20 protein-coding genes are annotated in these 20,471 nt (G+C 60.6%); 11 read left to right on the top strand and 9 right to left on the bottom strand.

Going from position 1 to position 20,471, the window contains the following annotated elements; genetic code table 11:
• Positions 1–72 precede the first annotated feature (72 nt).
• From DNK50_RS17085 to ahpF, 3 genes are all read left to right on the top strand, one after another.
• Complete coding sequence (locus DNK50_RS17085) at positions 73–1,005, top strand: site-specific integrase (RefSeq protein WP_112195330.1); 933 nt, start codon at positions 73–75, stop codon at positions 1,003–1,005.
• A 133-nt stretch (positions 1,006–1,138) separates the two neighbouring features.
• Positions 1,139–1,702, top strand: coding sequence for an alkyl hydroperoxide reductase subunit C (gene ahpC / locus DNK50_RS17080; protein ID WP_010210361.1), 564 nt, complete (start codon positions 1,139–1,141; stop codon positions 1,700–1,702).
• Between the two features lie 123 nt (positions 1,703–1,825).
• The gene (gene ahpF / locus DNK50_RS17075; protein ID WP_099583033.1) at positions 1,826–3,391 is read left to right on the top strand and encodes an alkyl hydroperoxide reductase subunit F; all 1,566 of its coding nucleotides are present in this window, start codon (positions 1,826–1,828) and stop codon (positions 3,389–3,391) included.
• Positions 3,392–3,442: 51 nt separating this feature from the next.
• Here ahpF and gloA read toward each other — a convergent pair whose 3' ends face one another.
• On the bottom strand, positions 3,443–3,964 hold the full coding sequence (gene gloA / locus DNK50_RS17070; RefSeq protein ID WP_112195327.1) for a lactoylglutathione lyase: 522 nt from the start codon (positions 3,962–3,964) through the stop codon (positions 3,443–3,445).
• 198 nt (positions 3,965–4,162) lie between these two features.
• On the opposite strand from gloA, the gene DNK50_RS17065 reads away from it, so the two are divergent.
• On the top strand, positions 4,163–4,699 hold the full coding sequence (locus tag DNK50_RS17065) for a DUF4946 domain-containing protein (RefSeq protein ID WP_112195325.1): 537 nt from the start codon (positions 4,163–4,165) through the stop codon (positions 4,697–4,699).
• A gap of 111 nt (positions 4,700–4,810) precedes the next feature.
• Here DNK50_RS17065 and DNK50_RS17060 read toward each other — a convergent pair whose 3' ends face one another.
• The 3 genes from DNK50_RS17060 to DNK50_RS17050 all read right to left on the bottom strand — a co-directional run bounded on the left by DNK50_RS17060 (position 4,811) and on the right by DNK50_RS17050 (position 7,873).
• A complete protein-coding gene (locus DNK50_RS17060; protein WP_032885697.1) occupies positions 4,811–5,176 on the bottom strand; it encodes a histone-like nucleoid-structuring protein, MvaT/MvaU family in 366 nt (121 codons plus the stop codon).
• A 197-nt stretch (positions 5,177–5,373) separates the two neighbouring features.
• Positions 5,374–6,915, bottom strand: a complete 1,542-nt coding sequence (locus DNK50_RS17055; RefSeq protein ID WP_112195323.1) for an EAL domain-containing protein — start codon at positions 6,913–6,915, stop codon at positions 5,374–5,376.
• Positions 6,916–6,967: 52 nt separating this feature from the next.
• Positions 6,968–7,873 carry a LysR family transcriptional regulator gene (locus tag DNK50_RS17050; RefSeq protein ID WP_112195321.1) on the bottom strand — a complete coding sequence of 302 codons (906 nt, stop codon included), beginning with the start codon at positions 7,871–7,873 and terminating at the stop codon, positions 6,968–6,970.
• A 76-nt stretch (positions 7,874–7,949) separates the two neighbouring features.
• On the opposite strand from DNK50_RS17050, the gene DNK50_RS17045 reads away from it, so the two are divergent.
• The gene (locus DNK50_RS17045; RefSeq protein ID WP_112195319.1) at positions 7,950–8,873 is read left to right on the top strand and encodes a DMT family transporter; all 924 of its coding nucleotides are present in this window, start codon (positions 7,950–7,952) and stop codon (positions 8,871–8,873) included.
• Between the two features lie 243 nt (positions 8,874–9,116).
• Positions 9,117–10,193 carry a 4-hydroxyphenylpyruvate dioxygenase gene (hppD, locus tag DNK50_RS17040; RefSeq protein ID WP_112195317.1) on the top strand — a complete coding sequence of 359 codons (1,077 nt, stop codon included), beginning with the start codon at positions 9,117–9,119 and terminating at the stop codon, positions 10,191–10,193.
• Between the two features lie 54 nt (positions 10,194–10,247).
• Here the strand turns inward: hppD and rarD are convergent, their stop codons facing one another.
• The 3 genes from rarD to DNK50_RS17025 all read right to left on the bottom strand — a co-directional run bounded on the left by rarD (position 10,248) and on the right by DNK50_RS17025 (position 13,268).
• On the bottom strand, positions 10,248–11,129 hold the full coding sequence (rarD, locus tag DNK50_RS17035; protein ID WP_112196954.1) for an EamA family transporter RarD: 882 nt from the start codon (positions 11,127–11,129) through the stop codon (positions 10,248–10,250).
• Between the two features lie 144 nt (positions 11,130–11,273).
• Positions 11,274–12,284, bottom strand: a complete 1,011-nt coding sequence (locus tag DNK50_RS17030) for an aldo/keto reductase (protein ID WP_099583026.1) — start codon at positions 12,282–12,284, stop codon at positions 11,274–11,276.
• A gap of 81 nt (positions 12,285–12,365) precedes the next feature.
• The gene (locus DNK50_RS17025; protein ID WP_112195315.1) at positions 12,366–13,268 is read right to left on the bottom strand and encodes a LysR family transcriptional regulator; all 903 of its coding nucleotides are present in this window, start codon (positions 13,266–13,268) and stop codon (positions 12,366–12,368) included.
• Between the two features lie 101 nt (positions 13,269–13,369).
• Between DNK50_RS17025 and DNK50_RS17020 the strand changes: the two genes are divergently transcribed.
• Positions 13,370–14,074 (top strand): SDR family oxidoreductase, encoded by a 705-nt coding sequence (locus tag DNK50_RS17020; RefSeq protein ID WP_112195313.1) that lies wholly within the window; start codon positions 13,370–13,372, stop codon positions 14,072–14,074.
• 66 nt (positions 14,075–14,140) lie between these two features.
• Here the strand turns inward: DNK50_RS17020 and DNK50_RS17015 are convergent, their stop codons facing one another.
• A complete protein-coding gene (locus DNK50_RS17015) occupies positions 14,141–15,451 on the bottom strand; it encodes an MFS transporter (protein ID WP_099583023.1) in 1,311 nt (436 codons plus the stop codon).
• Positions 15,452–15,612: 161 nt separating this feature from the next.
• Here DNK50_RS17015 and DNK50_RS17010 point away from each other — a divergent pair, with 161 nt between their 5' ends.
• From DNK50_RS17010 to DNK50_RS16995, 4 genes are all read left to right on the top strand, one after another.
• On the top strand, positions 15,613–16,719 hold the full coding sequence (locus DNK50_RS17010) for a sugar diacid recognition domain-containing protein (RefSeq protein WP_112195311.1): 1,107 nt from the start codon (positions 15,613–15,615) through the stop codon (positions 16,717–16,719).
• A gap of 91 nt (positions 16,720–16,810) precedes the next feature.
• Positions 16,811–17,950 carry a glycerate kinase gene (locus DNK50_RS17005; RefSeq protein WP_112195309.1) on the top strand — a complete coding sequence of 380 codons (1,140 nt, stop codon included), beginning with the start codon at positions 16,811–16,813 and terminating at the stop codon, positions 17,948–17,950.
• 54 nt (positions 17,951–18,004) lie between these two features.
• Positions 18,005–19,075, top strand: a complete 1,071-nt coding sequence (locus tag DNK50_RS17000) for a DUF1176 domain-containing protein (RefSeq protein ID WP_112195308.1) — start codon at positions 18,005–18,007, stop codon at positions 19,073–19,075.
• 61 nt (positions 19,076–19,136) lie between these two features.
• Complete coding sequence (locus DNK50_RS16995; protein WP_112195306.1) at positions 19,137–19,649, top strand: GNAT family N-acetyltransferase; 513 nt, start codon at positions 19,137–19,139, stop codon at positions 19,647–19,649.
• Here DNK50_RS16995 and DNK50_RS16990 read toward each other — a convergent pair.
• Positions 19,646–20,338, bottom strand: a complete 693-nt coding sequence (locus DNK50_RS16990) for an aspartate/glutamate racemase family protein (RefSeq protein WP_112195304.1) — start codon at positions 20,336–20,338, stop codon at positions 19,646–19,648. The genes DNK50_RS16995 and DNK50_RS16990 overlap by 4 nt on opposite strands.
• Positions 20,339–20,471 lie beyond the last annotated feature (133 nt).

Here is a 20,471-nt window from a genome sequence, read left to right as displayed (position 1 = left end):
ATTGGCGTATTATCCCGTGTCATGCGCATTTGACGCGCTGAAACACCCCTCAGCAGTACGAATAGGCACCCTATGAGCGATCTGGATCGTTATCTCAACGCCGCCACCCGCGATAACACGCGCCGCAGCTACCGCGCCGCGATCGAGCACTTCGAAGTCAGCTGGGGCGGGTTTCTGCCGGCCACCAGCGACAGCGTGGCGCGCTACCTGGTGGCCCATGCGGGCGTGCTTGCGATCAACACCCTGAAACTGCGGCTCTCAGCGCTGGCGCAATGGCACACCAGCCAGGGCTTTCCCGACCCGACCAAGGCGCCGGTGGTGCGCAAAGTGCTCAAGGGGATTCGCGCCGTGCATCCGGCACAGGAGAAGCAGGCCGAGCCGTTGCAGCTCAAGCATCTGGAGCAGGTGGTCGCTTCGCTTGAAGCTGAAGCTCAGGAGGCAACCCTCGCGTGCGATCAACCGCACCTGCTGCGGGCCAAGCGCGACATCGCATTAATCCTGCTCGGCTTCTGGCGTGGCTTTCGCAGCGATGAGTTGTGTCGACTGAGTATCGAACACGTTCAGGCCACGCCCGGAACCGGCATCAGTCTGTATCTTGCGCGCAGCAAAAGTGACCGCGACAACCTTGGCAAGACTTATCACACGCCGGCGCTGTTGCGCCTGTGTCCGGTGCAGGCCTACAGCGAGTGGCTCAGCGCATCGGCCCTGGTGCGCGGCCCGGTGTTCCGCAGCATTGACCGTTGGGGCAACCTGGGCGAGGAGGGCTTGCACCCCAACAGTGTGATCCCGTTATTGCGCCAGGCGCTGGAGCGGGCGGGCATCCCCGCCGAGCAGTACACCAGCCACTCCTTGCGTCGAGGCTTTGCCACCTGGGCCCATCGCAGCGGCTGGGATTTGAAGTCGTTGATGAGTTACGTCGGCTGGAGCGACATGAAATCCGCCATGCGCTATGTTGAAGCGACGCCCTTTCTTGGCATGACCTTGGCCACTCAACCGCTGCTTTAAGATTTCTTCTATTAATACAGCCACCTGATAGGGAAAACCAATCGTCAGCATCAGGTTTGCCAATGAGCCATCGCCAGAAAGAATGGGTAGGATTCATCTCATCAACTTCTTAACCCCTGACGGAGAGTCAACGATGCCTATCATCAACAGCCAAGTAAAACCGTTCAAAGCTACCGCATACAAAAACGGCAACTTCGTAGATGTGTCTGACGCTGACCTGAAAGGCAAGTGGTCCGTTGTGTTCTTCTACCCAGCCGACTTCACCTTCGTTTGCCCAACCGAACTGGAAGACCTGGCTGACAACTACGCCGAATTCCAGAAACTGGGCGTCGAAATCTACAGCGTGTCGACCGACACCCACTTTGCCCACGCTGCCTGGCACAACACCTCGCCAGCTATCGGCAAGATCCAATACACCATGATCGGCGACCCAACCCTGACCATCTCCCGCAACTTCGACGTGCTGATCGAAGAAGCTGGCCTGGCGGATCGCGGTACTTTCGTGATCAACCCGGAAGGTCAGATCAAGATCGTTGAACTGAACGACGGCGGTGTTGGCCGTGACGCTTCCGAGCTGCTGCGCAAAATCAAGGCAGCCCAGTACGTCGCTGCCCACCCAGGCGAAGTGTGCCCAGCCAAGTGGAAAGAAGGCGAGGCTACCCTGGCTCCGTCCCTGGACCTGGTCGGCAAGATCTAAGTCTGTGAAGCATCAAGGGCGGGATTCCGCACCTACCCAGTAAGCTGCAACCGCCCTCAAAAACGCCCGGGCGAGATTCGCTCGGGCGTTTTTTTATACCCAGAATTAAAGGAAATCGCCCGTATGTTGGACGCCAATCTTAAAGCTCAGTTGAAGTCATACCTGGAACGGGTCACCCAGCCGATCGAGATCGTCGCCTCCCTCGATGACGGCGCGAAATCCCAGGAAATGCTTGCCCTTTTGCAGGACGTTACCAGCCTCACCACGCTGATTACCCTGAAAAGCGATGGTGATGACGCGCGCAAGCCGTCGTTCTCCATCAACCGCCCGGGTGCCGATATCAGCCTGCGTTTCGCCGGTATCCCCATGGGCCATGAATTCACTTCGCTGGTGCTGGCCCTGCTGCAAGTCGGTGGCCACCCGTCGAAGGCCAGTGTCGAAGTGATTGAACAGATCCGCGCCCTTAAAGGCGAGTTCAGCTTCGAGACTTACTTCTCACTGTCATGCCAGAACTGCCCGGATGTGGTCCAGGCCCTGAACTTGATGGCTGTGCTCAACCCGAACATTCGTCACGTCGCCATCGACGGCGCGCTGTTCCAGGCCGAAGTCGATGAACGCCAGGTCATGGCGGTGCCGAGCGTCTACTTGAATGGCGTGAACTTCGGCCAGGGCCGCATGGGCCTGGAAGAAATCCTCGCCAAGCTCGATACCAGCGGCATTGAAAAGGCCGCCGAAAAAATCAGCGCCAAAGATGCCTTTGATGTACTCGTGGTCGGTGGTGGCCCTGCCGGATCCGCAGCCGCCATTTACGCAGCGCGTAAAGGCATTCGCACCGGTGTTGCCGCTGAGCGTTTTGGTGGTCAGGTGCTGGACACTATGTCCATCGAGAACTTCATCTCGGTACAGGAAACCGAAGGGCCGAAACTGGCCAGTGCGCTGGAAGCCCATGTGCGTCAGTACGACGTGGATATCATGAATTTGCAGCGCGCCAGCAGCCTGGTCCCGGCAAAGAACCCCGGTGATCTGCACGAAATTCGTTTTGAAAGCGGTGCGACGCTCAAGTCCAAGACCGTGATCCTGGCCACCGGCGCCCGCTGGCGTGAAATGGGTGTGCCGGGCGAGCAGGAATACAAGGCCAAGGGCGTGTGCTTCTGCCCGCACTGCGACGGTCCGCTGTTCAAGGGCAAGCGCGTGGCAGTGATCGGTGGCGGTAACTCCGGCGTGGAAGCGGCCATCGATCTGGCCGGTATCGTCAGTCACGTCACCTTGCTGGAATTCGACAGCAAACTGCGTGCTGATGCGGTGCTGCAACGCAAGCTGTACAGCCTGCCAAACGTTGACGTCATCACCAGTGCGTTGACCAGTGAAGTCAAAGGCGATGGCCAGAAAGTCACCGGCTTGGCATACAAGGATCGCGACAGCGGCGAGTTCAAGACCATCGACCTGGAAGGGATCTTTGTACAGATCGGTTTGCTGCCCAACACCGACTGGCTCAAAGGCACCGTCGAGTTGACCCCGCGTGGCGAAATCATCGTTGATGCCCGTGGTGAAACTTCACTGCCAGGCGTGTTTGCCGCCGGTGACGTGACCACCGTGCCGTACAAGCAGATCGTGATTGCGGTAGGCGAGGGCGCCAAGGCTTCCCTGAGTGCTTTTGATCACCTGATCCGCACCTCCGCACCCGCGTAAATAAGCAGGCGCACATGAAAAACCCCATGAGTGATCATAGGGTTTTTTTCGTTATAGCGGCGTGGGCTGGATAATCTCGACCCAGTACGCATCCGGGTCTTTGATGAAAGCCAGGCTTTTCATGCGGCCATCGGTCAGGCGCTTCTGGAAGTCGCAACCCAGCGCTTCGAAACGTTCGCACGCGGCGACGATATCCGGCACCGCGATGCAGATATGACCAAAGCCACGCGGGTCAGTGTTGCCGTTGTGGTAGGCAAAATCGGCATCGTTTTCGGTGCCGTGGTTGTGGGTCAGTTCCAGGATGCCTGGGATCGACTTCATCCACTGGGTGCGCGCAGCGGCGTCGGCCGGGATCTGGGATTTGTCCACCAGGGCCAGGAAATACAGGCTGAATTCGGCTTCGGGGAAGTCACGTTTTTCAACCAGCGAGAAACCCAGCACGCGGGTGTAGAAGTCCAGGGACTTGGTGATGTCCTTGACCCGCAGCATGGTGTGGTTGAACACAAAGTTTTTGGTGGCGGTGTCTGGCTGGGCGGTGACGCCCGGGAAAGTGTTCAGTTCGTGCAGGCTCATGGGCCCTCCAGAAAAAAATGGGGCAAACGCGGCTCCCGTTGAGAGGAGCGTTCCCTTGGCTTGCGGCTGGCATCCGTGCAGCCGAGCCATGATACGCAAGGCCCGCCTGCGGCGCCAAATGAAAAAGGTCACGGGGGCCTTGCGACCGGCGGGCAGCGGGGCTCACACTTTGGCCCTTGAACCTTGGGTGTTTTTCGCATGATCGAATGTCGTAGACCGCTGTTGAGCGCTGTGTGGTTGATGTTGGCCAGTCCTTTCGTCTTGGCGGCAGATCCGGAAATTCACTGGCCCAGCGGCTGGCAAGTCGAGGAGGTGGTGCCTGACGGTGGAACGCCACCAACGCCGCAGCCGGTTTCGCGTCAGCGTGCAATCAAGAACGACGAAAACGGCAACACACTGATGGTCATGGAGTTGACGGCCACGCCGACCGAGGCTGGCCATAACGTTAATCTTCAGGGCGTGTTGCTGGAAATGCGCAAGTCCATTCAGAAGGATTTTGCCCAGAGCGGCTACCAAAGTGTCTGCAGCAAAATGCACCCGACAACATTGAGCCGTCTTGACGCGGTGGAAACTACCTGTGTGATTACCGAGAATGGACGGCACCTGCTTTCACAAACATTGGTGGGGGCTGTTGATACCGATAAAGCCTATGTTTTTTCATACGCCGGTCAAGCCGATGCTTACGAAGCGAGCAAGGATGAAGTCCGTTCCGTACGTGATAGCCTCAAACTTTAAGTGCGTTTAGCACGTCGAATTTGAACAAAATGAAATGTTATTTAAGTTCGGTTTCGAACCCTGGAATAAAAAAGCCCCGCTGATGCGGGGCTCTTTGTTAGTGCGCTGTAATCAGCCGCGAAGCCAGGAATCTACAGTGGCGGCGCCATACTGTTCTTTCCAGGCCTTGAGGCCGCGATGGTTGCCGCCCTTGGTTTCGATCAGTTCGCCGGTGTGCGGGTTGTGGTAAACCTTGACCACACGTGCACGGCGTTGTTTTGGTGCATTGGCGGCAGCAGCACTGGCCTTCCCTGGGTTTGGATCAAGGATCAGGATGATGTCGCGCAGGCCCTTGCCGTAGGTTTTCATCAGCCCTTGAAGTTTTTCTTCGAATTCAATTTCTTTCTTCAGGCCAGCATCGTTCTTCAGGGATTCCAGCTGGGCAAGCTGCTCTTGAAGGGCTTTTTCTGCTGCGCGAAATTCGGCGAGTCTGGACAAAATCTGTACTCCAATAGTGTAGTTGGCTGATATCAACTGAAGACAAAGCTACTAGCCAATAGCGTTAAGGCGACTCAAAGAGGACGTCGTCCTGCGAGTTCTGCACAGGCAAGAAAAATTGTAGTAGTTAATCTGCCGCGAGTAAATCATGTCTTTTGTCTTATTAACATATTTCAACGCCGCTAGTGCATGGCTATTCAATGGCTGGTCAGGTTTTTAATGAATTCATCGCTGGGTAATGGCTTGCCAAACAGATAGCCCTGTAGGAAATCTACGCCATGAGCGGCCAAGTACTCGCATTGTTCAGCCGTTTCCACGCCTTCTGCGACGATGCCCAGATCCAGTTTGCCGGACAATTCTATGATGCTGTCCAAGATATGCCTCGACAGTGCATCTGCGCCAATCATGGCGACAAAACTCTGGTCGATTTTCAAGTAGTCCACATTGAAGTTGCGCAAGTAACCCAGGCTGGAGTGGCCGGTGCCGAAGTCATCGATGGCAATCATCACGCCCAGTTGGTGCAAGGCGTCGAACAGGCGGCGGGTGATATCGGTGGGCTCAATCAATTCGCGCTCGGTCAGCTCCAGCACCAGGGTTACCTGGCCCGGTGCGAAGGCGGCGAGAAACTCACGGCAGTCGTCCACCAGTGTGAGGTCGAGGCAATGGCGCGCCGTGATGTTCACGCCGATATGGAAACCCGGGCTTAACCGCGCCGCATGGGGCGCCAACTGGGCCGCCGTCTGGCGCAGCAGGGCGCGGGTCATCGGCACGATCAGGCCGGAATGTTCGGCCAGTGGGATAAACAGATCGGGGCGCACCAAACCTTCCTTGGGGTGCTGCCAGCGCATGAGCACTTCACAGCCGGCCCATTCGCGGCTGTCGCCGCGTACCACTGGCTGAAAGTATGGGATGAACTCATTGGCACCCAAGGCTCTTCGCAGTTCATGGGTCGGCGCCGAAGCGCGTTTTTGCAGCCAATGGGCGAGCACGCCTGCCAACACGCCAAAGAACACCACTAAGCTGAAAATCGCACGATACCGCACCTGCATGTACCGCCAGACCTCGCCGTCCGGCATGCCGGCGTCGACACTGTAGCCATAGCGCTGGGAGGCCAGGTGATGATGGGCCACGGCAAATGGCGGGACTGCAGAGGAATGAACCTTGCCCTCGGCATCCAGCCAGTTGGGCCCCACTTGCAGGACCAACTGCGCATAGCGGCTGATCAGGCGCAAAGCGTTAGTCAGGTGGTAGCCGTCAACCGACGCAAACGCACCTTGGTCGCCGTCGACCAGTCGGTACACCAGTAAAGCCGTATCCGGCGTCACCGGGTTGCCATTCATCAGCCAGAGTCGACCCTCCACATAGTCGTCGGGGTTCACGGGGGATTCGTAGTCGCTGCCGAACAGTGAGCTGCAATAGATGTTCTTCTGCCAGGACAGCGTCGTGGCCCGTACAAACGGCCGCCGTGTGACCTGCTCACGCAGGGCCAATTGCGCGCCGTTGTCACAGGGCTGGCCGGCCAACGGCAGCAAGGCCTGGGCGGCGAGGGCGGTGTTGTCGAGCATCAGGTCAAATTGGCGCACGGCTTCTTCAGCCGTTTGCGCCGTGCTCTGCTCAAGGGTGCGTTCGGCTTGCCAATACAGGATGACCACGCCGAGCAGGATCGGCGCGAGCCCACACAAGGCGCTGATCGAGTAGCGGACGAATGGCTTTCGCGGGCCTTTGACGGTGAGAGGCATGAGTTCTGCAGCCTGTTGCGGAGTAGGAAATGCGCCGGCAGGCCGGTCAGTATTATTTCGATAATAGATGGCTCGGTGGACAATTGCTTGTCTTGCCAGCGCGTTGAGCAATCTCGATAAACGCCAGGGCGGCGGGTGACGACTGGCGACGGTCAAGCACCGCCAGGCCAATCTGGCGCGGTACTCGGGGAGATAACGGCCGTTTTACATAGCGCGGGTCGTCCCGTTGCGGCAACGATGCCTCGGCCACGATGCTCAGCCCGTCGCCGCGACTGACGGCTTCCAGGGTGCTCAGCAGTTGGGCGCAGCGATAGCGCACCCTGGGCCGTAATTGGGCCGCACCGAAGAGTCTGGAGACCAGCTCCGAGGAGCCTGCTTCGGTGAGAATGAACGGATCGTCGCACAGGTCCGGCAGGGTCAGGGCGTTGCGTGCGGCCAATGGATGCTCGGCGGGCAGCAACGCAACCATCTGGTCCTCGAACAACGCGAAGGTGTCAAAGCGTTCCTGCTCCAGCACCACAAAGCCCACATCGATCCGCCGCTCATCCAGCCACTGCAGCACCTGGCGGTCGGGGCCTTCGTCCACATGAACCTCAATCCCCGGATAGGCGGCACGAAACTGGCTGAGGATGCCGGGCAGCAGGCGAACAGACGCCGTGGGCCCGAACGAGCCGATGCGCAGGGTGCCGCGCTTCATGCCGCGGGCGTCGGCAGCTTCCTGTTGCAGTGTGTTGGCCAGACCCAGCATGGCGCGGGCGCGGCCGAGCAATTGCTGGCCGATCTCGCTCGGTTCCACCAGGCTTTGATGGCGCCGGAACAGCTCGACGCCCAGCTCTTGCTCCAAGCCCTTGATGGCGTGGGACACCGCCGACTGGCTGATGCCCAGCCGGTGTGCGGCGCTGGTGAAGCCTTGCAGCTCGGCTACCAGCGAAAAGATTTCAAGTTGGGTCAGGGTCATGAGCGAACACTCATTTTACGATGATTGATCATTAGCAGAAGAATACCCCAGATCGCCTGCCACTTGAGCCCACCCAATGAGCCCCACTTCGGATCGCCTGACCTATTGCAAACTCGCCGCCGTCACCATGATCTGGGGTGGCACCTTTGTCGCCGGGCGTTACCTGGCCGATCAGGTCAATCCGCTGCTGGCCGCCAGCCTGCGGTTTATCCTGGCGAGCCTGGCATTGCTGCTGTTCATGGCCTTCGCGCGCGTCCGCCTGGCTCGCCCGAGCCCACGGCAACTTGCGCAATTGACGGTGCTGGGCTTCTTCGGGATTTTTTTCTACAACCTGTGTTTCTTTTATGGGCTGCAGTACATCAATGCGTCACGGGCGTCGTTGATCGTGGCCTTGAACCCGGCGGTGATTGGCCTCGCGTCGTGGTTGTTGCTCAAAGAGCACCTGAGTCGCACCAAGGTCGCCGGGATCGCGTTGTGCCTGGCGGGCGCGGCCGCTGTGATTGTCAGTCGCAACCCTGGGCTGATGCAGGCAGGCGTCGACAGTTGGCGGGGTGACTTGCTGATCCTTGGATGTGTGGCGGCGTGGGGCATTTATTCATTGGCTTCCCGTGGGCTGAACGCAAGCCTGGGGCCGCTGCAGACCGTTACCTGGTCGGTGTTGCTGGGGACGGTGATGTTGACCGCGACTACCGCGGTATCAGGAAGCTTCACGGTTGAAGCACTCACCAGCCTGGGGCTGTCACAGTTGTTGAGCCTGCTGTACCTGGGCGTGCTCGGCTCGGCGCTGGCCTATATCGGTTATTACGACGGCATCCGCCGGATCGGCCCGACGCGTTCCGGCGTATTTATCGCCCTCAACCCGTTGACAGCCGTGCTGTGCGGCGCCTTGTTGCTGGGTGAGCAGTTGACCTTGCCCATGCTGATCGGTGGCGCCGTGATTCTGTCCGGCATTTACCTGTGCAACAAACCCCTTGCACGGGTCGGGGCAATAGGGATTTGATGAAGACTACGGACAAACACTGTTACGCTGTGTAGAATCGATTTACGCATACAAGAATAAGGACTTGCGCTCACGCAAGCCTCAGCCGTCAGAGACTGATGTAACCATGAAGCGACTCGGCTCCCCCCTCATCTTTGGTGACTTCCTCGCCCGCAGCGTGCGAGGCCTTTCCTGTGCGCCACCTTGCTGCCTCATCCTTGCTGCTAATTGACCTTCGTTAATCACAAGAATGAGGCGCCGAACATGGCCGACCAATACGAAAACCCAATGGGCCTGATGGGCTTTGAATTTATCGAATTCGCATCGCCAACCCCAGGCACTCTGGAGCCGATCTTCGAGATCATGGGCTTCAGCAAAGTCGCGACCCACCGTTCCAAGAATGTGCACCTGTACCGCCAGGGCGAGATCAACCTGATCCTCAACAACGAACCCAACAGCATCGCCTCGTATTTCGCGGCGGAGCATGGCCCGTCGGTGTGCGGCATGGCGTTCCGGGTCAAGGATTCGCAACAAGCCTATACCCGCGCACTGGCGCTGGGCGCCCAGCCAATCCACATTGAAACCGGGCCGATGGAGCTGAACCTGCCGGCAATCAAAGGCATTGGCGGCGCGCCGTTGTACCTGATCGACCGCTTTGGTGAAGGCAGCTCGATCTACGACATCGATTTCGTCTACCTGGAAGGTGTGGAACGCAATCCACAAGGCGCAGGCCTCAAGGTCATCGACCACCTGACCCATAACGTCTATCGCGGGCGCATGGCCTACTGGGCCAACTTCTACGAGAAGTTGTTCAACTTCCGCGAGGCGCGCTACTTCGATATCAAGGGCGAATACACCGGGCTGACTTCCAAGGCCATGAGCGCACCGGACGGTATGATCCGCATCCCGCTCAACGAGGAATCGTCCAAGGGTGCCGGTCAGATTGAAGAGTTCCTGATGCAGTTCAACGGCGAAGGCATCCAGCACGTGGCATTCCTCACCGACGACCTGGTCAAGACCTGGGACGCGTTGAAGAAGATCGGCATGCGCTTCATGACCGCGCCGCCGGACACCTACTACGAAATGCTCGAAGGTCGCCTGCCGAACCACGGCGAGCCGGTGGACCAGTTGCAAGCACGCGGGATCCTGCTCGACGGCTCATCCATCGAAGGCGACAAGCGCCTGCTGCTGCAGATCTTCTCGGAAACCCTGATGGGCCCGGTGTTCTTCGAGTTCATCCAACGCAAAGGTGATGATGGATTTGGCGAAGGTAATTTCAAGGCGCTGTTTGAGTCCATCGAGCGTGACCAGGTGCGTCGTGGTGTATTGACCACCGATTAAGCGTAAAAAAGCCCGGCCGAGGTTTCCCCGGCCGGGCTTTTTATCACCTGTGAATCAGGCGCGGCGCTGACGCACCAGATGTTTGAAGCCTTCGAACACCAGCACCATCACTGCAATCCAGATCGGAATGTAGGTCAGCCATTCACCCGGCTTGATCCCTTCACCCAACAGCAGTGCCACCACCAGCAACAGCACCGGCTCGACATAACTGAGCAGCCCGAACAGGCTGAACGCCAGCAAGCGGCTGGCGATGATGTAGCTCACCAATGCCGACGCGCTGATCAGTCCCAATATTGGGATCAATGCGTACAGTTTCGGGTGCACATCCATCACCGCAAACCCCTGCTCGCCGCTTTGCACGAACCACCAGGCCACCGGCAGCATCAGCGCCATATCCAGCCAGAGCCCGCCCAGGTTATCGGTCTTGAGGTACTTGCGTACGATGAAGTACAGCGGGTAACCAATGATCACCACCAGCGTCGCCCAGGAAAAACCACCGGCCTGGTATAGCTCGTTGAGCACCCCGAGGCCGGCAAAAAACACCGCGATTTTTTGCAGGTAGGAGAGCTGCTCACCCCAGACCAGGCGCCCGGTCAGCACCATGGTCAGCGGCAGCAGGAAGTAACCCACCGACACATCCAGGCTGCGCCCGTTCAGCGGTGCCCACATGAACAACCACAGCTGAACGCCCAGCAGTGCCGAAGACAGCACGACGCCCGCGATCAATCGTGGCTTGGCCGCCAGTAGCCGCAGCAATTCCAATACGCGCCGCCATTCGCCGCTGACGAGCATGAACACCGTCATGCACGGCACGGTCAGCAGCATGCGCCAGCCGAAAATCTCCAGGCCGCTCAACGGTGTGAGCAATGATGTGAAGTAATACATCACGGCAAACAACACCGAGGCCGAGACCGATAACACAACACCTTTAGACACGCTGTCCTCGCGAAAGCCGATTTGTACAAGAGAGGCGTGCATTATGGTGCTTACGGCGTGAAACGGCTGCTCTGTTTTGGGGCAAATGTTGGGAAATTTTCTCACACCACGGAGTCGTCCTTGACTCCTGAGGCCATCCACCACCTACGATCGGGCAATGCGCCCCGAGACAAAGTGGCTCACATCGTTGAAGCCTGGCGTAGACGAGTGCCCCGGTGTCACCAACGAATCGATAAAAGCCTCGTCCTCTGCGGTGATTTTCACGTCCAGTGCGCCGGTGTAGGCGTCCCACTGCGCCTCGGTACGTGGCCCGACAATCGCCGAACTCACCGCTGAGTTGTTCAGTACCCAGGCGATGGCAAACTCCACAATCCCAACGCCACGCCCTTGGGTGTATTGCTGAATCTGCTGGGCAATGCGCAGCGACTCCACGCGCCATTCGGTTTCCAGGATGCGCTTGTCCTGGCGTGCCGCCCGGCTGCCCGGTTCTGGCGTGACGTCCGGCGCGTATTTACCGCTGAGCACGCCGCGTGCCAGCGGGCTGTACGGCACTACGCCCAGGCCATAGGCAGCAGCGGCGGTGATCTGCTCGACCTCGGCCTGCCGGTTGACGATGTTGTACAGCGGCTGGCTGATCACCGGTTTGTCGACGCCCAGACGTTCGGCCACGCGGATCACCTCGGCAATGCGCCAGCCGCGATAGTTGGATAAGCCCCAGTAGCGGACCTTGCCCTGGCGGATCAAGTCGCCGATCGCAGAGATCGTCACGTCCAACGGGGTGTCGTGGTCTTCGCGGTGCAAGTAGTAGATGTCGAGGTAATCGGTGTCGAGTCGGGTCAGGCTGGCGTCGAGCGCATTGAAGATGCGTTTGCGGCTCAAGCCACTGCGGTTAGGCAAGCCGTCCGGCGGGCCGAAACCGACTTTGGTCGCCACCACCCAATCCTGGCGATGCCGGGCAATGGCTTCGCCGACCAGTTCTTCGGAGCGTCCGCCGGTGTACACGTCCGCCGTGTCGATAAAGTTGATGCCTTGGTCCCAGGCCTTGTCGATGATGCGCAGCGAGTCCTCGGTAGGGGTCTGCTCGCCAAACATCATGGTGCCCAGGGTCAACGCGCTGACCTTCAAACCGGACTGGCCCAATGTGCGGTAAATCATGCATAGCTCCTTGCGGCTGTGAGACGGTCTCCATGCAATACCAGACTCAGAGGCTCTGGAACAAGCCCTGGGCATGTTTCTTCATTCGCTCAGCAACGCCTGACAACGCACTTGGAGAAACCGATGCAGCACTTTCACCCGCTCCGACACTTGCAGACGGTGGGGGCACATCAAGTTGAACGGGGTGGGTTCGCCTTGCCAATCCGGCAACAGGTGCACCAGGCGACCTGCCTTGAGATCCCGGGCGATATCCAGGTTGGCTTTATAGGCGATGCCGTGGCCAGCCAAGGCCCAGCGCCGCACAATTTCACCGTCGTCGCTCAGGTAATCGCCGGTCACATCGACTTCCTGCAGTTCGCTGCCCTGGCGAAAGAACCACGTACTGTTGGCGCGCCCCTGTCGCATGTACCGCAGCGTGCTGTGTTGCGCCAATTGCGTGGGTGTCGTGGGGGTGCCATGGCGCGCGAGATACTCGGGGCTGGCGCAGGCAATACGCTGGTGATCGGGCACCACCGGCAGCGCCACCAGGCTGGAATCGCGAGGTACGCCGAAGCGCAGGGCGATGTCGACGGTGTCGCGGAACAGGTCGGCATTGCTGTCGTTGAGCAGCAGTTGCAGGCGGATGTTCGGGTGCTCCACCTTGAATGCGTCCAGCCAGCCCAGCACCACATTGCGCCCGAAATCCGAGGGTGCGGCTAATTGCAGTAATCCCGTCAGCCCTTGGCTGTGCTGCCTCAGCGCCTGTTCACCGTCGGCCAGTGCGGCCAACGCTTCGCGCACGCTGTCGAGGTAGCGCTTGCCTTCCTCGGTCAGGCGCATGCTGCGGGTGGAGCGTGCCAGCAGGCGAATGCCCAGCCGGGTTTCCAGGCGTTTGAGGGCGATGCTGGCCGCCGCTGGCGTCAAACCCAGGCCGCGTGCGGCAGCGGACAGGCTGCCCGTATCGGCGGTGCGCACAAAGACTTCAAGGTCGAGGATTGAGCTCATTTGTAAAAATCCTTTAAAGATCTTGTCGTTTTACCGGGATTTTTCGTCGATTGCCAAGCTGGGAAGATGAACGCTCACTTTCTCACCCAGGATATCTCCCCATGACTTCTTCCCTCAGCGGTAAAACCGTCATCGTGATCGGCGGCAGCAGCGGCATTGGCGCGGCGGTGGCCAAGGCGGCGGTTGCGCGGGGTGCCCACGTGGTGCTGGCGGGCCGGCGCTTGTCCGCCGGCAGCGACAACGGCGTGCGCAGCGAACCGGTCGACGTGACGGACGCGACATCCCTGCAACGTCTGTTCGAAGGCGTCGGGCGCTTTGACCATCTGGTCTACACCTCAGGCCCGTCGGTGCGCGCCAAGCTCTTGATCGACACCGATCTGGACGAGGCCCAGGATAATTTCAACGTGAAACTCTGGGGCGCGTTGCGCGCGATCCAACTGGCGCTGCCGTTTCTCGACGAGCGCGGCAGCATCAGCCTGACCTCGGGGCAACTGGGGCGTAAGTGGGTGCCGGGGCAATTTATCAAGGTCGGCATCAATGCCGCGACCGAGGCACTGGGCAAGCAATTGGCCAAAGAGTTGGCACCGCGTCGGGTCAACGTGGTCAGCCCTGGGGTGATTGATACACCGGCGTATGCCGGGTTGGCTGAAGAGCAGCGGTTGGCGATGTTCGCCAAGGCGGGCGGTGCGTTGCCGGTTGGGCGGGTAGGGCAGGCCGAGGAGGTGGCGGCGGGGTATGTACTGGCCATGGAAAATGGCTATATGACCGGCAGCGTGATCGACATCGACGGCGGCGGATTGCTGTAGACAAAAACCGCGAGAACTCAGAGGACTCAATGTGGGAGGGGCTTGCCCCCTCCCACAAGCGCCGCGTTATGCCTTCAAGGTGCGTGTCATCCGCAGAGCCAGAAAGCTACCCGCCACAATCACCGCCGCCAGCAAGTACAGCGCAATATCGGTCGAGCCTGTAGCGTCCTTCACAAAGCCAACGATATACGGGCTGAGAAACCCCGCCATCTGCCCCATGGAATTGATCAACGCCAGGCCACCCGCCGCCGCGCCCGCGCTGAGCATCGCCGTCGGCACTGGCCAGAACATCGGCAGGCCGGTGAGGGCGCCCATGGTGGCGATGGTCAAGCCAAGGATGGCAATCGCCGGGGTGGTGGCGAAATTCACAGCAATCAGCAGGCCAATCGCGCCCATCAGCATCGGCACCACCAAGTGCCAGCGACGCTCCTTGCGCAAGTCCGCAGAGCGGCCCACCAGCAGCATAAACACCGCCGCCAGCAAATACGGAATCGCACTGAGCCAGCCGATCACCAGGTTATCGCTGAACCCCAGGTTCTTGATGATCGACGGCAGCCAGAAGTTGATCGCGTACACACCGCTCTGGATACAGAAGTAGATCAGGCCGAACGCCCAGATCGCCGGGTTCTTGAACACTTCGGCGAGGGAGTCGGTGGTGGTCTTCGGCTTGTTGGCCAGGTCCGTCGCCTGATCGGCTTCCAGCACTGCGCGCTCGTGGGGTTTGAGCCACTTGGCGTGGGCAAACGTGTCACTGAGCAGGAAGAAGGCGAGGGCGCCGAGAATCACGGTGGGGATGCCTTGCAGCAGGAACATCCACTGCCAGCCCGCCAAGCCGCCTTGGCCGGCGGCGAAGTGGTTGAGGATCCAGCCAGAGAACGGGCTGCCGAGCAAGCCGGACACCGGGATCGCCGACATGAACAGCGCCATGATCCGGCCACGGCGGAAGGTCGGGAACCACTGCGACAGGTAAAGCACCACGCCAGGGAAGAAGCCGGCTTCGGCAGCGCCCGTGAACAGGCGCAGGGTGTAGAAATGCGTCGGCGTGGTGACAAACAACAGGCACGTGGACAAGGTGCCCCACACGATCATCATCAACGCAATCCAGCGCCGTGGACCGAACCTGGTCAGCGCCAGATTGCTCGGTACACCGCACAGCACGTAGCCGATGAAGAAAATCCCGGCACCCAGGCCGTACACGGTTTCACTGAATTTCAGCGCATCAAGCATCTGCAACTTGGCAAAGCCAACGTTGACCCGGTCGAGGTAGTTGAACAGATAGCAGATGAAAATGAAGGGGATCAGGCGCAGGGTAATGCGCTTGTAGATGGCGTTTTTATCGTCATCGGTGGCCAGTGTGGCAGCGGCGCTCTGTGACATGGCGTTCTCTCTTTATTATGATTTTTCGCGATGCGAGGGTAACGTTGATCGCCCAACGAGTCTCGGCCACGGAGCGGGGTGCTGTCTTTGTGCTCGCGCACAGTGACGGATACTTTGCGCTGTGCCGATGAACAATCATGTTTTTTCAGGAATTTAGACTCATGTTCGAGTTGGATCATGACTTGGCGCAGGACATCGTCGATCGGACCATGGCGATTTTGCCCTACAACGTCAATGTCATGGACAGCCAGGGCCTGATTCTGGGCAGTGGCGAGTCCGAGCGGATCAACACTCGCCACGAAGGCGCGCAACTGGTGCTGGCCAATGGTCGCGTGGTGGAAATCGACGGCCAGACCGCCAAGCACCTCAAGGGCGTGCAACCCGGTATCAACCTGCCGCTGCTGCACGATCAGCGCTTGATCGGTGTGCTGGGCATCACCGGCGAACCTGAGCTGCTGCGCACCTACGCCGAACTGGTACGCATGACCGCTGAAATGCTGGTCAGCCACCGTCATCAGCAAGCCGAGCAGCAATGGCGACGCCAGCGTTGCGACGATCTGTTGGCCTTACTTCTGGCCGAGACCGGAGACTCGCCGCGCCTGGTCGATGAAGCTCAACAGTTGGGACTCAAGCCCCAACTGGCGCGCACGCCGTACCTGTTCGAACTGGGTGACGGCCAGTCGGCGGAGGCGTTGAGTGCCTGGCTGACGTCGCGCTATCCGGACAGTTGGTGCGTCAGCTCGGCGCAGTTCTCGCTGTTATGGTGCCGGCCTGCGGCGGTGCAGGTGGATAATCCACGGTTGCTCGAAAAACTCGCAGGCCAAGGCTGGAATGTCCTGCGGGTGGCCGTCGGTGGGCAGGCAGAGGGGCTGGCCGGGTTGCGCCGTTGCTACCGGCGCGTCGGTGACTTGCTGGCCTACGGCCGTGATGTTCTGCCGCATTCGCGGTTGCTGACCCTCAACCGTTATCGCTTGCCGGTGATGCTCTGGCGCCATCGCAACGACGACGCGCTCGACGAACTGCTCAACCCCCTGCGCAAGGTGCTGGCCAAGGACAACAACGGCCAACTGCTGGCCACCCTGCGCAGTTGGTGCGACCACGATGGGCAAAGCCAGGCCTGCGCCGATGCGTTGGGCATCCACCGCAACAGTCTGCGCTACCGCATGGAGCGTATCGCCGAACTCAGCGGCGTCGACCCACTGACCCTGGACGGCATGCTTGCCCTGTACCTGGGCGTACAGCTGTTGCCCCAGCCTTTGTCGGAATGAACAACAAACCCCACCCGCACTTGTGCATCGGACCGGCGTCATTCCCGGTGCCAACTGGCAGCATGGGCGTCATAAAAACCGGAGAAAGCCCATGAAAATCATCATCGCCCCCGACTCGTTCAAGGACAGCCTTAGTGCCGAAGGCGTCGCCCAGGCCATTGCCCAAGGCTTGGCCCAGGTCTGGCCGGATGCGCAGTTGATCCAGTGCCCGATGGCGGACGGCGGTGAAGGAACGGTGGATTCGGTACTCGCCGCCTGCAATGGCGAGTTGCGCCGCCAAGCCGTACGCGGGCCGTTGGGCGCCACGGTTGATGCGCGCTGGGGCTGGTTGGCCGACAGCCACACGGCGATCATTGAAATGGCCGAAGCCAGCGGCCTGCAATTGGTCCCGCCAGGGCAGCGCGATGCCTGCATCAGCAGCACCTACGGCACTGGCGAACTGATCCGCGCCGCGTTGGATGCTGGCGCACAGCGCATCATCCTGGCGATTGGCGGCAGTGCCACCAATGATGGCGGGGCCGGGGCGATGCAGGCGCTGGGCGTGCAACTGTCTGACGCCCAATCCCAGGTGCTGGCGCCGGGCGGCCTGGCCTTATCCCAGCTGGCCCATATCAGCCTGGAGCGGCTTGATCCACGCCTGTCCGAGGTGCGCTTTGAAATCGCCGCCGACGTCAACAATCCCCTGTGCGGTGCCCACGGCGCCTCAGCGATTTTTGGCCCGCAGAAAGGCGCCAGTCCCGAGCAAGTCCAGAAGCTGGACGCCGCCCTCAGCCACTTCGCCGATCACTGCGCCAAGGTGCTGCCCAAGGACGTGCGCGATGAACCCGGCAGCGGCGCCGCCGGCGGCCTGGGCTTCGCCGCCAAAGCCTTTCTCGGCGCACAGTTTCGAGCCGGTGTAGACGTCGTCGCCGAACTGGTTGGCCTGGACGCGGCCGTACGCGGCGCCGACCTGGTCATCACCGGCGAAGGCCGCTTCGACGCCCAGACCCTGCGCGGCAAAACCCCCTTCGGCGTCGCCCGCATCGCCCAACAGCACGGCATACCCGTGATCGTCATCGCCGGCACCCTGGGCGACGGTTATGAACAGATGTACGCCCACGGCGTCGACGCTGCCTTCGCCCTGCCTTGCGGCCCGATGAGCCTGGAGCAGGCGTGCGGTGAGGCACCGCGTTTGCTGCGTGAGCGGGCGGCGGATATTGCGCGGTTGTGGCGGGCGGCGGCGAAGCACTGACGTCACCTCCCGAACATGGGACAATCCGCGCCTTTTTTGACACGGAGAGTCCCCATGCTGCGCCCCGCATTCCTGGCCCTGCTGTTGACCGGCACTGCCACTTTCGCTCAAGCCGACGCCGAAACCGTCCCCTTGCTCCGGGAAATCAAGAACTGGGTCACGGGTTGCGACAACCTGCGCAATTGCCATGCCCTCAGCGCACCCAGTGGCGTTGACGAAGAGGACTACAGCTCGCTGACCTTGCACATCTGGCATCAGGCGGGGCCTGAAGGGTTCCTGCGTTTGCGGTTCGACCATCGCGGCGAGGCGCTGGACCTGTCGACTCTGCTGTTGGACGGCCAGCCGCTGGGGCTGGAGCTGACCCGGGACCTTCATATAGAACTCGACGATCAGGGCGGTGATCCCGAGGTGCAATCCTACGGCGTAATCGAGGACGCTGCAGCGCGGCGGTGGCTACAGCGTTTGCGCGATGGCCAGCGTGTGCAATTGCCGGGGGATGAGCAAGCCCATGTGTCGCTGAGTGGGTTGAGTGCTTCGCTGTTGTTGATGGATTCCGTGCAGGGCCGGGTGGATAACGTCAGCGCCCTGGCCCGGCCGGGTAAAGGCGCGGCCAGCGGCGTGCCCGCGCGCTTGCAGACACCAGTGTTGCGCAGATTCCCAGGAGCGCCGGGGTTGACTGCGCAGGAGCAGGCTGGCCTTGTCGCGGCTGTGTTGCATACCATCACGCCCGAGGATAACGGCACCGGCAGCGCGCCCGAGGCCAACGCTGGCGCCCTGACCGCACAGCAGGCGATGACGGTGGTGCGTTATGACTGCGCAGCCTACAACTGTGAATACGATGTGGTCAGCCGCCAGCGCCAGGCGCCGTACGCACAAACCCCGATGCACCTTGAGCCCTTGCCATTGGGGATCGAGCCGCTGCAAGGCTCGGTGGGGTACGACCCGGCCAGCGGCACCTTGAGTTATTTCTACAAGCTGCGCGGGCTCGGCGATTGTGGCGAGGGCGCCGTCTGGGTGTTTGATGGCCAGGGGTTCCAGCTCAGCGAGCTGCACGCCATGCCGCGCTGCACCGGGGTCGGTTACGGCGATTGGCCGGCGTTGTGGTCGACAGCGCCGGCACCCTAGCCATCGGACGGGCAGGGCCTCTACACTGGCTGGCCACGTGTCTTTCAAAGGATGAAACACCATGCACACGCCTGAACCCCATATCGTGATCCAGCGCTTTACCGAGGCCCATCTTGAGGGCGTCGCAGCGCTCTACAACGAACCGGCCGTGTGTCGACAGGTGCTGCAAATGCCTTTTCAATCCGTGGAGGCCTGGCGCAACAGACTGGTGCTGGACAACGAACGCCGGCTACAACTGGTGGCGGTGCACGGGGGCGAGGTGATCGGCCAGCTCGGCCTGGAACAGTACCTGCGCGTGCGCCGGGCCCATGTGGGTTCGTTCGGCATGGGCGTCGCACCGGCCTGGCAGGGCAAGGGCGTGGGTTCGCGCCTGCTGACGGCCGCGCTGGACGTGGCCGACAACTGGATGAACCTGCACCGCGTGGAACTCACGGTGTACGCCGACAACGAAGCCGCGCAACACCTGTACCGTAAATTCGGTTTCGAGGTGGAAGGGGTGTTGCGCGATTACGCCCTGCGTGACGGTGTGTTTGTCGACACCGTGAGCATGGCGCGCCTGCGCCGGTCGGCTTAATCCTGCAAGGCAAACGCCACCGCAGCCTGCGCATGCAGCTCGGTGGTGTCCAGCAGTGGCAGGTCGCTGTGTTCCGGCTTGATCAGCATCCCGATTTCCGTACAACCGAGGATGATTGCCTGGGCGCCACGGGCGGCCAGGGATTCGATCACCCGTTGGTAGATCTGGCGTGACGTGTCGCTGATCACGCCCACGCACAACTCTTCATAGATGATGCGGTGCACGTCCCGGCGCTCATTCGCGTCCGGCACCAATACCGTCAGGCCATGCTCGGCCAGGCGCGACGTGAGAAAGTCCTGCTCCATGGTAAAGGCAGTCCCCAACAGACCGACCGTCAGCGTGCCGGCTTCCACAGCGGCCAAACCGGCGGCATCGGCGATGTGCAGGAAAGGAATCGACACCGCCTCCTCAATACGTGATGCCACCTTGTGCATGGTGTTGGTACACAGCACCACACACTCGGCGCCGCCCGCTTGCAGGCGACGCGCAGCCTCTTCCAGGATCAACGCGGCGTCATCCCAGCGCCCTGCATGCTGGGCCTGCTGCACAGGGCCGAAATCCACGCTGTACATCAACAGTTGCGCCGAGCGCAGCGGCCCGAGTTGGTCGCGTACGCGCTGGTTGATGATCCGGTAATACTCGGCGCTGGACTCCCAGCTCATGCCGCCGATAAGGCCGATGGTGCGCATGTGATATTCCTGACAAGGGATGTGGCTTCACCTTACCCACTGGCCAGCCAATAGTCATACGCAGTTGCCAGCCAAATGACCGGTGCAGTTTTAAGCCGTACGCCGTACCGCCGCATCTGCCATGATCAGCCCT

This window comes from Pseudomonas sp. LG1E9, from assembly GCF_003290225.1.
Classification (GTDB): domain Bacteria; phylum Pseudomonadota; class Gammaproteobacteria; order Pseudomonadales; family Pseudomonadaceae; genus Aquipseudomonas; species Aquipseudomonas cyclaminis.
The sequence above is the reverse complement of the archived record's forward strand: the minus strand, read 5'-3'. Positions and strand labels throughout refer to the sequence as shown.

Coding starts and splice junctions, on each gene's coding strand:
- DNK50_RS17085 (WP_112195330.1), top strand. CDS start 73: ATGAGCGATCTGGATCGTTATCTCAACGCCGCCACCCGCGATAACACG.
- ahpC (WP_010210361.1), top strand. CDS start 1,139: ATGCCTATCATCAACAGCCAAGTAAAACCGTTCAAAGCTACCGCATAC.
- ahpF (WP_099583033.1), top strand. CDS start 1,826: ATGTTGGACGCCAATCTTAAAGCTCAGTTGAAGTCATACCTGGAACGG.
- gloA (WP_112195327.1), bottom strand. CDS start 3,964: ATGAGCCTGCACGAACTGAACACTTTCCCGGGCGTCACCGCCCAGCCA.
- DNK50_RS17065 (WP_112195325.1), top strand. CDS start 4,163: ATGATCGAATGTCGTAGACCGCTGTTGAGCGCTGTGTGGTTGATGTTG.
- DNK50_RS17055 (WP_112195323.1), bottom strand. CDS start 6,915: ATGCCTCTCACCGTCAAAGGCCCGCGAAAGCCATTCGTCCGCTACTCG.
- DNK50_RS17050 (WP_112195321.1), bottom strand. CDS start 7,873: ATGACCCTGACCCAACTTGAAATCTTTTCGCTGGTAGCCGAGCTGCAA.
- DNK50_RS17045 (WP_112195319.1), top strand. CDS start 7,950: ATGAGCCCCACTTCGGATCGCCTGACCTATTGCAAACTCGCCGCCGTC.
- hppD (WP_112195317.1), top strand. CDS start 9,117: ATGGCCGACCAATACGAAAACCCAATGGGCCTGATGGGCTTTGAATTT.
- DNK50_RS17030 (WP_099583026.1), bottom strand. CDS start 12,284: ATGATTTACCGCACATTGGGCCAGTCCGGTTTGAAGGTCAGCGCGTTG.
- DNK50_RS17025 (WP_112195315.1), bottom strand. CDS start 13,268: ATGAGCTCAATCCTCGACCTTGAAGTCTTTGTGCGCACCGCCGATACG.
- DNK50_RS17020 (WP_112195313.1), top strand. CDS start 13,370: ATGACTTCTTCCCTCAGCGGTAAAACCGTCATCGTGATCGGCGGCAGC.
- DNK50_RS17015 (WP_099583023.1), bottom strand. CDS start 15,451: ATGTCACAGAGCGCCGCTGCCACACTGGCCACCGATGACGATAAAAAC.
- DNK50_RS17010 (WP_112195311.1), top strand. CDS start 15,613: ATGTTCGAGTTGGATCATGACTTGGCGCAGGACATCGTCGATCGGACC.
- DNK50_RS17005 (WP_112195309.1), top strand. CDS start 16,811: ATGAAAATCATCATCGCCCCCGACTCGTTCAAGGACAGCCTTAGTGCC.
- DNK50_RS17000 (WP_112195308.1), top strand. CDS start 18,005: ATGCTGCGCCCCGCATTCCTGGCCCTGCTGTTGACCGGCACTGCCACT.
- DNK50_RS16995 (WP_112195306.1), top strand. CDS start 19,137: ATGCACACGCCTGAACCCCATATCGTGATCCAGCGCTTTACCGAGGCC.
- DNK50_RS16990 (WP_112195304.1), bottom strand. CDS start 20,338: ATGCGCACCATCGGCCTTATCGGCGGCATGAGCTGGGAGTCCAGCGCC.